Here is a 14,404-nt window from a genome sequence, read left to right as displayed (position 1 = left end):
GGTCCGTGGACATGTTCTTTCCCTCTTCCTGTTCCTCCCGCCCCGGATCAGACACGCCCGTCACCGTCCAGTGCCATCCGTACGAGGGCGTCCACGTCCATCTCCTTGATCGTGTCGGGGTCGTCCGTGGGGTCCGCGCTCCCGTTGTCCGCTCCCCCGCCGCCGGGCTCGGCGAGGCGGAGCACCGCGTCCAGGAGTCCGGCCTCGCGCAGCCGCTTCACCGGGACCGCGGCGAGCCGCCGTCGCAGTTCACGATCGTCGTCCGGGGAGGCCGGGGCGGCGGGTTCGGCGGGCGGGGCGAGGCGCGCGGTCACGTAGGCGGCCGCGGCGACCGGGGTCGGGTGGTCGAAGACGAGGGTGGCGGGCAGGCGCAGGCCGGTGGCCGCGTTCAGGCGGTTGCGGAGGTCCACGGCGGTCAGGGAGTCGAATCCGAGGTCCTTGAACGCCTGCTCCGGGTCGATCGCCTCGGGGCCGGTGTGCCCGAGGACGTCGGCGACGCGGGCCCGTACCAGTTCCTCGATCCGTTCCCGCCGCTCCTCGGCGCCCAGGGACGCCAGCTGCTCGCGCAGCGACGCCGCTCGGCCGGTGTCGGCCCTGGTGGCGACGGGCCGGGTGCCGCGCACCAGGCCACGCAGCAGCGGCGGTACGGAACCGCGTTCGGCGGCGGCCCGCAGCCGGGCGGTGTCGAGGCGCAGGGGGACCAGCAGGGCGTCGTCGAGGCGCAGGGCCGCGTCGAGCAGCGCGAGGCCCTGGGCGTCGGAGAGCGCGGCGACACCGCCGCGGGTCATCCTGTCGAGGCCGGCCCCGTCGAGTGTGCCGGTCATCTCGCTGCGCTGTTCCCACAGGCCCCAGGCGAGTGACTGGGCGGGCAGTCCTGCGGCGGCGCGGCGCTCGGCGAGGGCGTCCAGGAAGGCGTTGGCGGCCGCGTAGTTGGCCTGGCCGGCGTTGCCGACGACGCCCGCCGCGGAGGAGAAGAGGACGAACGCGGAGAGCGGCAGGCCACGGGTCGCCTCGTGCAGGACGAGGGCTGCGTCGGCCTTGGGCCGCAGGACCCGGTCGAGGCGTTCGGGGGTGAGCGAGGTGACGACGCCGTCGTCGAGGACGCCGGCGGCGTGCACGACGCCCGTCAGCGGATGCCCGGCCGGCACGCGGGCGAGGAGCTTGGTGACGGCGGCCGGGTCGGCGAGGTCGCAGGCCGCGAACTCCGCCTCGGCGCCGAGGTCCCGGAGGTCGGTGAGGAGCGTGACGGCCCCGGGTGTGTCGGCACCACGTCGCCCGGCCAGGAGCAGGTGCCGCACCCCGTACCGGGCCGCGAGGTGCCGGGCCACGAGCCCGCCGAGTACGCCGCCGGCGCCGGTGACGAGGACGGTGCCGTCGGGATCGAGCGGCGCGGGCCGTTCGCCGGCTCCCTCCGGCGCCGGTACCCGGGTGAGCCGGGCCGCGAACAGTTTCCCGTCGCGTACGGCCAGCTGGGGTTCGTCGAGGTGCAGGGCGCCCGGCAGCAGGGCCAGCGGGTCATCGTCGCCGTCCGACAGGTCGACGAGGACGAGACGGCCGGGGTACTCGGACTGGGCCGAGCGCAGCAGACCGCGGGCGGCCGCGGCGGCGGGGTCGCCCGGGCCGTCGTCCACTCCCGTGCGGACGGCACCGCGGGTGAGGAGCACCAGGCGGGTGTCGGCGAGGCGGTCGTCGGCGAGCCATGCCTGGAGCAGGCCGAGCGTGGCGGCCACGAGGGCCCGTACGGCGGCCGCGTCGTCCCCGTCGGCCGTGGGGCACGGCACGAGGAGCACGTCGGGCGCGGCTGCCCCGTGGTCGAGGGCTTCGGCGAGGACCGCGAGGTCCGGGTAGGTGTCGGGCAGCGGCACGCCGGAGCCGAGAGCGGCCCAGCGGCCGGGCGGGACCGGCTCACCGGCCGGGGTGGGCAGGGGCGTCCACACCAGGCGGTACAGGCAGTCGTCCGCCACCGGGGCGGTCGCGGCGCGCAGGGCCTCGGCGTCGACCGGCCGGACGGCGAGCCCGGTCACCGTGATCACCGGTCGGCCGGAGGGGTCGTGCGCGGCGAGGGACACGGTTCCGTCGGTGTCCGGGGAGAGGCGGACGCGCAGTGCGGTGGCTCCGGAGGCGTGCAGGGTCACTCCGGTCCACGCGAACGGCAGCCGTGCAGTGCCCGGTGCCGGTGCCGCGTCCCCGGTGCGGCCGGGAACCAACCACAGGCCCTGGAGCGCCGCGTCGAGCAGCGCGGGGTGGATGCCGAAGGCGGTGGCCGCCGCGTGCTGGTCCTCGTCCAGACGTACCTCGGTGTACAGGTCGCCGCCGTGGCGCCAGGCGGCTCGCAGCCCCTGGAAGGCCGGGCCGTAGCCGTAGCCGGCCGCGGCGAAGCGCTCGTAGAGGTCTTCGACGTCAACCGGTTCGGCCCCGGCCGGTGGCCGGCCCGCCCTCTGCGCCGACGGGTCCGCCTCCGCTGCTTCCCTGTCCTCCTCCCGCGCCGCTTCGGACGCTGTGACGGCGGCCAGGACGCCGGAGGCGTGTGCTGTCCAGGGTGCGGCGGGATCGGCGTCCGGCCGGGCGTGTACGTCCACGGTGCGGCGGGCGGTACCGTCCGGGGCGCCCACGCGCACCTGGAGCTGTACGCCGCCGGTGGCGGGCAGCAGCAGGGGTGCTTGGAGGGTGAGTTCCTCCAGGACGGGACATCCGGCCTCGTCGCCGGCGCGGACGGCGAGGTCCACGAAGGCGGCGCCGGGCAGCAACACGACGTCCGACACGGCGTGGTCGGCCAGCCAGGGGTGGGTGCGCGCCGAGATCCGGCCGCTGAGCAGCGTCTCGCCGGTGTCGGCGAGCTCCACGGCCGCGCCCAGCAGCGGGTGTCCGGTCCTGCCGAGACCCACGGCCGTGACGTCCCCTCCGGTCTCCGGGCCCGGCACCGCCCAGTAGGGCCGGTGCTGGAAGGCGTACGTGGGCAGGTCGACGCGGCGGGCGGCGGTGCCCGCGAAGAGCGGCGACCAGTCGACCGGCGCGCCGTGCGTCCACGCTGCTCCCAGGGACAGCAGTACGCGCTCCATGCCGCCGTCGTCGCGCCGTAGTGTGCCGAGCACGGCGGCGGCGTCGGCGCCCGCCGCCTCCAGGGTCTCCTCGACGGCCGGGACGAGGACGGGGTGCGGGCTCACCTCGATGTACGTACGGTGTCCCGCTGCCGCGAGGGCGCGGACGGCCGACTCGAAGCCCACGGTACGACGGAGGTTGGCGTACCAGTAGCGGGCGTCCATCGTCGCCGTGTCCAGCCAGCCGTCCGTCACCGTGGAGTACAGCGGGATGTCCGCCGCGGTGGGCTCGATGTCCTCCAGTGCGGTGACCAGTTCGGCTTCGAGGGCCTCCATGTGGGCGGAGTGGGAGGCGTAGTCGACGTCGACGCGTCGGGCCCGTACGCCGCCCCGCTCGCAGGTCTCCAGCAGCTCGTCCAGGGCGTCCGCGTCACCGGAGACCACCACCGCCGACGGCCCGTTGACCGCCGCCACCGACAACCGTCCCTCCCAGGGAGCGATCTGCTCGGCGGCCTGCCGCGACGGCAACGCCAGCGACACCATGCCGCCGTGTCCGTCGAGCCGGGCGATCGCGCGGCTGCGCAGGGCGACGACCTTCGCCCCGTCCTCGAGGGTGAGCGCGCCGGCCACCACGGCCGCGGCAATCTCGCCCTGGGAGTGTCCGACCACGGCGGCGGGGACGACGCCGTACGCCCGCCACAGCCGCGCGAGGGACACCATCACCGCGAACAGGACGGGCTGCACCACGTCGACGCGCTCCAGGCCGCCGTCGCGCACGACGTCGAGCAGCGACCAGTCGACGTGCGGGGCGAGCGCGTCCGCGCAGGCGCGCATGGCATCGGCGAACTCCGGTGACTCGTCCAGGAGCCGGCGGGCCATGCCGGTCCACTGCGAGCCCTGGCCGGGGAACATCAGGACGGTACGCCCGTCGGGGTCCGTGACGCCGTCGGCGGTGGGGGTGCCTCCCGCGGCCCACTCCTCGAGGGCGGGCAGCAGCCGGTCGTGGGCGCCCACGAGGACGGCGCGGTGCGCGAAGGCGGTGCGCCCCGCGAGGGACAGGGCGATGTCCGCCGCGTCGGCCGGGGGTGTCCGGGTGAGGTGCTGGAGCAGACGCCCGGCCTGGTCGCGCAGGGCGTCGGCGGACCGGGCCGACAGGCACCAGGGCAGGACCGGGCCGGCGGGGGTGGGCTCGAGTTCGGGCCGGCCCGGCGCCGGTGTGTCGGGGGCCGGGGCCTCCTCCAGGACGACGTGGGCGTTGGTGCCGCTGAGTCCGAAGGAGGAGACGCCGGCGCGGCGCGACCGGTCCGTGTCCGGCCACGGGGTGGCGTCGGTGGCGAGGGTGACGGCGCCCTGGGTCCAGTCCACGTGGGTGGTGGGCCGGTGGGCATGGAGCGTCGCCGGGACGACGGCATGGCGCAGGGCCAGGACCGTCTTCATGACCCCCGCGACGCCTGAGACCGCCTGCGTGTGGCCGATGTTGGACTTCAGGGAACCGATCAGGAGGGGCCGTCCCCCGGACCGGTCCTGGCCGTAGGTGGCGAGCAGCGCCTGCGCCTCGATGGGGTCGCCCAGGGTGGTGCCGGTGCCGTGGGCCTCCACCACGTCGACGTCCGCGCCGGACAGGCCCGCGTCGGCGAGGGCGGCGCGGATGACGCGCTGCTGGCTGGGCCCGTTGGGGGCGGAGAGGCCGTTGCTGGCGCCGTCCTGGTTGATGGCGGAGCCGCGCAGCACGGCGAGGACGGGATGGCCGGCTCGCCGGGCCTCGCTCAGCCGCTCGACGAGCAGCACACCGGCGCCCTCGGCCATGCCCATGCCGTCGGCGTCGTCCGCGAACGCCTTGCACCGGCCGTCGGCCGCGAGGCCGCGCTGCCGCGAGAAGCTGATGAGGGCGCCGGGTGTCGCCATCACCGCGACCCCGCCGACCAGGGCCAGCGAGCAGTCCCCCGCGCGCAGTGCGCGGGCCGCCAGGTGCAGGGCGACCAGGGACGACGAGCAGGCGGTGTCGACGGTGACCGCCGGGCCCTCCAGGCCGAGGGTGTAGGCGACGCGGCCGGAGACGACGCTGGGGGCGCTGCCGGTCAGCAGATGCCCCTCGCCCTCCGCCGAGCGGGCCACGGCGGCGCCGTAGTCGCTGTAGTTGACGCCGGTGAAGACGCCCGTACGGCTGCCGCGCAGTGCCTCCGGGTCCAGGCCCGCGCGTTCCAGGGCCTCCCAGGAGACCTCCAGGAGGAGCCGTTGCTGCGGGTCCATGGCGAGGGCCTCGCGAGGTGAGATGCCGAAGAAGGCGGCGTCGAAGTCGGCGGCGTCGTGCAGGAACCCGCCGTGCCGGGTCGTCGAGGTGCCCGGATGCTCCGGATCGGGGTCGTAGAGCGCGTCGAGGTCCCAGCCGCGCCCGTCGGGGAATCCGGTGACGGCGTCGCCCCGGTCGGCGAGCAGGCGCCACAGCTCCTCGGGCGAGGTGACACCGCCGGGCAGGCGGCAGCTCATGGCGACGATGGCGATCGGCTCGCCGCCGGCTTTGGGGCGGTCGTCCGCCACCGCCGCCGTTTCCTCCTCTCCGAGGAGGCGGGACTTCAGGTGCGTGGCGAGGGCGGCGGCCGAGGGGTGGTCGAAGACGAGGGTCGACGGCAGCCGCAGGCCGGTCGCCTTGTTGAGGCGGTTGCGCAGTTCGACGGCGGTGAGGGAGGCGAGACCCAGCTCCTGGAACGCCTTCCCGGGCGGTACGGCGTCGGCGCGGTCGTGGCCGAGGACGGCGGCGGCATGACCTCGGACGAGGTCGAGCAGCAGCCGGTCCTGCTCGGCGGACAGCCGCAGCGCGGTGAGCCGTCGTCGCAGTTCGGAGGCGGCCGGGGCGTCGCCGTCGCCGTGGCCCTCCAGGGCGCGGCGGGCCTCGGGGACGGTTCTCAGGAGCGGGCTGGGGCGGCTGGAGGTGAACACCGGCGCGAACTGCTCCCAGTCGACGTCGGCGACGGTCACGAGTGTCTCGTCGTCGTCGAGGACCTGCTGGAGCGTGCCGAGCGCCCGCTCGGCGTCGATCCGGGGCAGGCCGTGCTCTTCGAGGTTGAAGAGGTCGGCCGCAGTGCCGTCGGCGGGCGGCACGGTGCCGCCGGACGGGGGCTCGGCCCTCCAGATGCCCCAGTCGACGGTGGTCGCGCTCAGGCCGCGGCCGCGCCGGTACTGGGCGAGGGCGTCGAGGTGGGCGTTGGCCGCGGCATACGCGCCGTGGTCGCCGCTGCCCCAGACGCCGGCGATCGAGGAGAACAGCACGAACGCGTCGAGTTCACGGTCGAGCAGGGCGTCGAGGTGCGCCGCGCCCGCGGCCTTGGCGGCGACCACACGCTCATACGCGGCCACGGGGATGGTGTCGAGCGGGGCGAGCGCGATGTACGCGGCGGCGTGGACGACGGCGGTGACGGGTGTGCCGTCCGCGTCGAGCCCGGTGAGGAGCCGTTCGACCTGGCCGCGGTCGGCCAGGTCGCAGACGGGCATCGCGAGGGTCGCGCCCGACGCGGCCAGCTCGGCGCGGAGTCCGGCCGCTGCGGGTACGTCTTCCCCGCGCCTGCCGGGCAGGACCAGGTGTGTGGCGCCGCCGCGTGCCAGCCAGCGGGCCAGGTGCGGACCGAGGGTTCCGGTGCCGCCCGTGAGCAGGACGGTGCCTCGGGGCTTCCAGGTGCGGGCGGGGCGGGCGGGGCGGGGTGCGCGGACGAGTCGGCGGGCCAGGAGGCCGGTGGGGCGCACCGCGAGCTGGTCCTCGCCGTCCGGACCGCCGAGCGCGGCGCAGAGCCGCTCGCGGGCCCGGGGGCCGAGTGCGTCCGGCAGGTCGACCAGCCCGCCCCAGCGCTGCGGGTGTTCGAGGGCGGCGACCATGCCGGTCCCCCACACCTGGGCCTGGGCCGGCGCGGTGAGCGGATCGGCCCCGCCCGTGGAGACGGCACCCCGGGTGGCGCACCACAGGGGCGCGGTGACACCGAGGTCGCCGAGCGCCTGGACGAGCGCGAGGGTCAGCACCGTGCCGGTGGGCAGGCCCGGGTGACGGGGGTGCGGGCGGTCGGCCAGGCCGAGGAGGGACAGGACTCCGGCGAGGGGACGGCCGTCGGCGGCGGCGGCGGCGACTGCGGCGACTACACGGGTGCGCTCGGCGCCGTCGGCGGAGGAAGCGCCGGGCTGGGGACCGGGAGCGGCAGTAGAACCAGGACCGGACGCGGAAGCGGAAGCGGGACCAGCAGCGGTACCGGGACCGGGGCCGGCAGTGGTGGTGCCGGCGCTGCGGGGTTCGGGGGCGGTGCGGGGACGCCCGGCGGTCGGGACCGTCCCGTCGGCCGTCGCGACCCCCGCCGTCACCACGTCGGCCCCGTGCTCCCGCAGAGCCCGTACGACATCCCGTACGGCGTCCCGTACCTTCTCGCTCTCCTGCTGCCCCTCGGGCACCAGGACCAGCCACCTCCCGCTGAGGGCGGCGGCCGGCGGGTCGGGGACCGGGTGCCAGGCGACGCGGTACCGCCAGGCGCCGGACACGTCCGGGGCGTTGCGGTGGCGGCGCCAGGCGCCCAGCGCGGGCAGCACGGCACGCAGCGGCGCGGCGTCGACGGCGAGGGCGGTGGCCGCTTCCGACACGTCACCGCGATCCACCAGGTCCCAGAAGTCCGTGTCCCCCTCGACGGGCGTCGGTGAGACCGGAGCCAGCCAGTGGCGGCGCTGCTGGAACGGGTACGTGGGCAGGTCGACGGGGTGTGCGTCCCAGTCCTCGTACACCTTCCGCCAGTCCACCGGCACGCCCCGCGCCCACAGTCCGGCCGCGGAGGTGAGGGCGCGGCGCAGGCCGCCCTCGTCGCGGCGCAGGGTGCCGGTCACGACGACGTCGGGGACTCCCGCGGCCTCGGCGGTGTCCTGGACCGGCCCCGTCAGGACGGGATGCGGGGACACTTCGAGGAAGACGCCGTGGCCCTGCTCGGCGAGGGCGCGGACGGCGGTGTCGAAGCACACGGTGCGGCGCAGGTTGCGGTACCAGTACGCGGCGTCCATGGCCGTGGTGTCCAGCCACTCCCCCGTGACGGTGGAGAAGACGGGGATGGTGGAGGCGGCCGGGGTGAGGCCGGCGAGGGCCGTCAGCAGCTCTTCCTCGATGCTCTCGACGTGCGCGGAGTGGGAGGCGTAGTCGACGGGGATCGTGCGGGCCCGCACGCCGTCCGCGGCACACTGCGCGGTCAGTTCGGCGAGGGCCGCCGCGTCGCCGGAGACCACCACGGACGCGGGGCCGTTGACGGCGGCGACCGACACCCGCCCGACCCAGGGGGTGATCACTTCCTCCGCCCGGTCCCGGGGCACCGCCAGCGAGATCATGCCGCCGGCGCCCGCGAACGCCGCGATGGCCCGGCTGCGCAGGGCGACGACCTTCGCCCCGTCGGCCAGGGACAGCGCCCCGGCGACCACCGCGGCGGCGATCTCTCCCTGGGAATGCCCCACCACCGCGTCCGGTTCGACGCCCCAGGACCGCCACAGGGCGGCCAGCGACACCATCGTCGCGAACAGCGCGGGCTGCACCACGTCGACCCGGTCCGGCGCGGCGGCGCCGGGGTCACGGCGTACGACGTCGCGCAGCGACCAGTCCACGAAGGGGGACAGCGCCTCCTCACAGGCGGCCATGGAGCGGGCGAACTCCGGCGCGGTGTCGAGGAGTTCGCGGCCCATGCCGGGCCACTGCGCGCCCTGTCCGGGGAAGACCATGGCAATCCGGCCGGGCCCGGGTTCGGCGAGACCGCTGACGGCGACGGCGGTGCTCTCCGTGTCGCGGACCAGCGCGTCGAGCGAGGTGAGGAGTTCGGCGCGGTCGGCGGCCGTCACGGCGGCGCGGTGTGCGAAAGCGGTCCGCGTGGTGGCGAGCGAGTAGCCGATGTCGGCGGGGCGTGCCGCAGGGTCGGCGGCGAGGCGTGCCCTGAGGCGTACGGCCTGATCGCGCAGGGCGGCCGCGGTGCGCCCGGAGAGCACGCACGGCACGACGTCCGGTGCGGTGCCGGCGGATCGGGGCAGCGGCTCGGGTTCCGGGGCCTCTTCGAGGATGACGTGGGCGTTGGTGCCGCTCATGCCGAAGGAGGAGACGCCCGCGCGGCGCGGCCCGTCCGTCCCGGGCCACTTCCTGGCCTCGGTCAGGAGCGCGACGGTGCCCTCGCCCCAGTCGACGTGCGGGGTCGGTTCGGTGATGTGCAGGGACCGGGGCAGCAGTCCGTGGCGCAGCGCGAGGACCGTCTTGATGACGCCCGCGACTCCGGCGGCGGCCTGGGTGTGGCCGATGTTGGACTTCAGCGAGCCGAGCCACAGGGGCTGTCCGGCGCGTCGGTCCGTGCCGTACGTGGCGAGCAGCGCGTCGGCCTCGATGGGGTCGCCGAGGGTGGTGCCGGTGCCGTGTGCCTCGACGGCGCCGACGTCGGCGGCGGTCAGGCCCGCGTCGGCGAGCGCGGCCTGGATGACGCGTTGCTGGCTGGGTCCGTTGGGTGCGGTGAGGCCGTTGCTGGCGCCGTCCTGGTTGACGGCGGAGCCGCGCAGCACCGCGAGGACGGGGTGACCGTGGCGTCGGGCGTCCGACAGGCGCTCCAGCAGGAGCATGCCGACGCCCTCGCCCCATCCGGTGCCGTCGGCGGTGGCGGAGAACGGCTTGCAGCGGCCGTCGGCGGCCATGGCTCCCTGGCGGCTGAACTCGGTGAACACCGCGGGCCGTGCCATCACGGTCACCCCGCCCGCAAGGGCGAGCGAGCACTCCTCGGCGCGCAGGGCCCGCGCCGCCTGGTGCAGGGCGACGAGCGACGCCGAGCAGGCGGTGTCGACGGTGACCGCCGGGCCCTCCAGGCCAAGTGCGTAGGCGACGCGGCCGGACATGACGCTCATCGAGTTGCCGGTCATCAGGAAGCCCTGGACGGTCTCGGGGGCGCCGGTGCCGAGCTGGGCGTAGCCCTGGTCGATGGCGGCGGCGAACACCCCGGTGCGGGTGGCGCGCAGCGACGCCGGGTCGATGCCCGCACGTTCGACGGCCTCCCAGGCGGCCTGGAGCAGCAGCCGCTGCTGCGGGTCCATGGCGATGGCCTCGTGCGGGGACACCGCGAAGAACTCGGCGTCGAAGTCGGCCGCGCCGTCGAGGAACGCGCCCCGGCAGGGCACACCGCCCGCGGTGAGCCGGCCGGTGTCCCAGCCACGGTCGCCGGGCACGCCGGTGACCGTGTCACGGCCGGCGGCCAGCAGGTCCCACAGTTCCTCGGGGGTACGGGCGCCACCGGGGAAGCGGCAGCTCATCGAGACCACGGCGATCGGTTCGCGGGTCCTGCTCTCGGCCTCGCGCAGCCGCCGGCGGGTGTCGCGCAGGTCGATGGTGACACGGTTGAGGTAGTCGCGCAGCTTCTGCTCGTTCTGTTCGCTCACCGGGCCCCTCCGTGGGTGCGTCGGAACGGCGCGGTCTGGATGGGACTCACGAGATGCCCAGCTCCTTGTCGATCAGGTCGAAGATCTCTTCGTCGGTGGCGGACTCGACGGCTTCGGCCGAGTCCGCGCCTTCGTCGGCCCCGGTGTGCCGCGTCGCCGGTTCGAGGCGGGCGAGGGCGCCACGCAGCCGCCGGGCGAGGTCCGCACGCCGCCGCGCCCCATCGGTGCCCGTGCCGGCCAGTCGGGTGGCGAGCGCGTCGAGCCGGTCGAGTTCGGCGGCGCCCGGCGGCGCGGCCGGCGAGGAGTCCGTGAGCAGCCGGGCGGCGAGGTGGCCGGCCAGCGCTTCGGGGGTGGGGTGGTCGAAGACGAGTGCGGCAGGCAGCCGGATCCCGGTGGCCGCCATGAGCCGGTTGCGCAGTTCGACGCCGGTGAGGGAGTCGAAGCCGAGTTCCTTGAACGGCCTCACCGCCGCGATCAGTTCGGTTGAGGCGTGACCGAGGACGGCGGCCGCGTTGCCGCGCACCAGGTCGAGCAGGGCCCGGTGCACCTCGGCCGGCGGCAGACCCGCCAGCTGCTCGGCGAACGAAGGCCCGGTGGCCGCGGCGGACGCCACTGGTGCGGTGGCCCGGCGCGCACCGCGCACCAGCCCGTCGAACAGCGGCGGCAGCGGGGTGCCCGTGGCGGCCACCGCACGCAGCGCGGCCGGGTCGACCTCGGCGGCCAGTACGTGCGGATGCGCCGCGGTCAGGGCCGCGTCGAACAGCGCGAGGGCCGCTCCGGTGGTCAGGGCGCCGATGCCGCCCCGGGCCGTCTTGCGCACATCGGCATCGGTGAGGTGCGCGGTCAGCGCGCTGCGCTCCTCCCACATGCCCCACGCGACGGAGACGGCGGGCAGCCCTTCGGCCCGGCGGCGCGCGGCCAGTGCGTCGAGGGCTGCGTTGGCGGCGGCGTAGTTGGCCTGCCCGGCGCCGCCGAGCAGGGCGGCACCGGAGGAGAACAGGACGAACGCGGCCAGGTCGCTGTGCCGGGTCAGTTCGTGCAGGGCGAGCGCGGCGTCCGCCTTGGGCCGCAGGACACGGTCGAGCCGCTCGGGCGTGAGTGTGGTGACGGTGGCGTCGTCGAGGATTCCGGCGGCGTGCACGACACCGGTGAGCGGGTGGGCGCGGGGGATGCCCTCGAGGAGTGCGGCGAGCGCGGCGCGGTCGGTGACGTCGCAGGTCGCGACGGTCGCTTCGGCGCCCGCCTCGGCGAGTTCGCGCACGAGCCGTCCGGCGCCCGGGGCGTCCATGCCGGAGCGCCCGGTGAGCAGCAGCCGGCGTACACCGTGGGCGGTGGCCAGGTGGCGGGCGATGATCCCGCCGAGGGTGCCGGTGCCGCCGGTGATCAGGACGGTGCCGTCCGGATCGAGGGGGGCGGGCAAGGTGAGGACGTTCTTGCCGATGTGCCGGGACTGGCTCAGATGGCGGAACGCCCGCGGGGCCTGGCGCAGGTCCCAGCAGGTGAGGGGCAGCGGTGTGAGGACGCCGCGTTCGAACAGGGAGAGGACCTCGGCGAGCATGGCGCCGACCCGCTCGGCTCCGGCCTCCATCAGGTCGAAGGCCCGGTAGTGGACTCCGGGGTGGTCGCGCGCCACCTCGTCGGCGTCGCGAATGTCGGTCTTGCCCATCTCCACGAACCGGCCGCCGCGCGGCAGCAGGGCCAATGACCTGTCGACGAACTCCCGTGCCAGGCAGTCGAGCACGACGTCCACGCCCCGGCCGCCGCTGGTGTCGAGGAAGTGGTCGGCGAAGTCGAGGGTGCGGGTGGAGGCGATGTGGTCGTCGGCAAGGCCCGAGGTCCGCAGCAAGTCCTGCTTGGCGGGGCTCGCCGTGCCGTACACCTCGGCTCCGGCATGACGGGCGAGCTGCACGGCGGCCATGCCGACGCCGCCCGCCGCCGCGTGCACCAGAACCGACTGGCCGCGCCGCAGTCCGCCGAGGTCGAACAAGCCGTAGTACGCGGTGAGGAAGGCGATCGGCACCGACGCGGCCTGCGCGAAGGTCCAGCCGTCCGGAACACGGGCGAGGGTGCGCCGGTCGGCGACGGCGGTCGGACCGAAGGCGCCCCCGAAGACACCCGTCACCCGGTCGCCGGGCGCGAGGTCACCGATGTCCGCGCCCACGTCCAGGACGACGCCGGCGCCCTCGCTGCCCAGTACCGCCTGCTCGGGGTCGAGGCCGAGGGAGACCACCACGTCGTGGAAGTTGAGGCCCGCGGCCCGTACGGCGACACGCACCTGGCCGGCGCCGAGCGGGGCCAGCGCCTCGGGTGCGGGCACGGTGGTGAGTCCGTCGGCCGTGCCGTCCCCCGACACGTCGATCCGCCAGCCGTCCGTACCGTCCTCGGGCAGCACCAGGGTGTCCCGGCCGGGCCCGGCGGTCAGGCGCGGCACGAGCACCTCCCGGGCGCGCACGGCGGTCTGGGGTTCGCCGGCGGCGAGCGCGGCGGGCAGGGCGGCACGGGACTCGGTGTCACTGTCCAGGTCGACGAGCACGAACCGGCCGGGATGTTCGGTCTGCGCCGTCCGCAGCAGCCCCCACACGCCGGAGCGGGTCCAGTCCGCGGTCCGGTCGCCGGGCCCGGTGCTCACCGCGCCCCGGGTGACGACGGCGAGCACGGAAGCGTCGAACCGCTCGTCGGACAGCCACTCCCGCACCAGGGTGAGGCTCTCGACGACGGCGGCCCGGAACGCCTGCGCCTCGTCCGTGCCGTCGTACGCGGCGTCCGGCCCCGGGCAGTCGGCGACGACGAGGGCGGGCACGGGAGCGTCCGGATCGGCGCGCAGGGCCGCCCATTCGCCCCAACTCGACGGCTCCTCCGACTCCTTGCCGTCCGGCGCGGGCACCCAGTCCACCCGGTGCAGCCCGTCCCGGCCGTGTCCCGCGCGCCGCGGTCCGCCCGCCGCCGCGGGGCGCAGGGCGAGCGAACCGGCCGTCAGGATCTCCTGCCCCGCGAGGTCGTGCACGGTGAGGGCGACGGCGTCCGGCCCCTCGGCGGTGAGCCGGACCCGTACGGCGGTGGCCCCCGCGGTGCGGGCGGTCACGTCGTTCCAGCTGAACGGCAGGCGCGCGGTGTCGTCCCGGCCGGGCAGCAGCGCGGCGGTCTGCAGGGCGGCATCCAGCAGCGCCGGGTGCAGTCGGTACCCGGGGGCGTCGGCGTGCTGCCGCTCGTCCAGGACGAGTTCGGCGCAGATCTCGCCGTCCCGCAACCAGGCGGCGCGGATGCCCCGGAACGTGGGTCCGTACGTGTATCCGGCGGCCGCGAACCGGTCGTAGAGGTCCTCGGTGTCCACGGCCTCGGCGCCGGGCGGCGGCCACGTGACGAGAGCGGGTCCGGTGGGCCGGGCGGCGGGTGCGACGGTTCCGGTGGCGTGGGCGGTCCACTCGGGCGCGTCCGCGGCCTCCGGGTCGGTCGCGCGCTCGGCCCGTGAGAAGAGGCCGAGCGGTCGTCGTCCGTCCTCGTCGGGGGCGCCGAGCCGTACCTGTACCAGGACGGCGCCCTCGTCGGGCAGCGGGAGCGGCGCGGAGAGGGTGAGTTCCTCCACCGTGGCGCAGCCGGCTTCGGCGGCGGCGCGCAGCGCGAGTTCCAGGAAGGCGGTGCCGGGCAGCAGGGCGGTTCCGTGTACCGCGTGTTCGGCGAGCCAGGGGTGGCTGTGCCGGGAGAGACGGCCGGTGCACAGGAGTTCGCCCGTGCCGGCGATCTCCACGGCGGCTCCCAGCAGCGGATGTCCGGTGGTCCCGAGTCCCGCGGAGGCGACGTCCCGGCTGGTGGTCGGGACGTCCAGCCACAGGCGTCGTTCCTGGAACGGGTAGGTGGGCAGTTCGGTCCGGACCGCCCCGGTGCCGTCGAAGACGGGCGAGAAGTCGACGGCGACGCCCCGCGTGTGTGCCTGTCCCACGGCCAGGAGCATGCGCCGCAGC

General features: G+C 75.9%; 1 protein-coding gene and 1 pseudogene. Both read right to left on the bottom strand.

All coding sequences use genetic code 11. The features are described from left to right. Window positions 1-47 precede the first annotated feature (47 nt). Window positions 48-10,445, bottom strand: a complete 10,398-nt coding sequence (locus ADK41_RS31385; protein ID WP_030836789.1) for a type I polyketide synthase — start codon at window positions 10,443-10,445, stop codon at window positions 48-50. Between the two features lie 46 nt (window positions 10,446-10,491). Next, window positions 10,492-14,397: pseudogene (locus tag ADK41_RS31380) on the bottom strand (SDR family NAD(P)-dependent oxidoreductase); the annotation flags it as partial. Window positions 14,398-14,404: the final 7 nt, after the last annotated feature.

The organism is Streptomyces caelestis (assembly GCF_001279005.1).
GTDB lineage: Bacteria > Actinomycetota > Actinomycetes > Streptomycetales > Streptomycetaceae > Streptomyces > Streptomyces heliomycini.
Note: the sequence above shows the minus strand (reverse complement) of the source record. Positions and strands in the feature narration are given on the sequence as shown.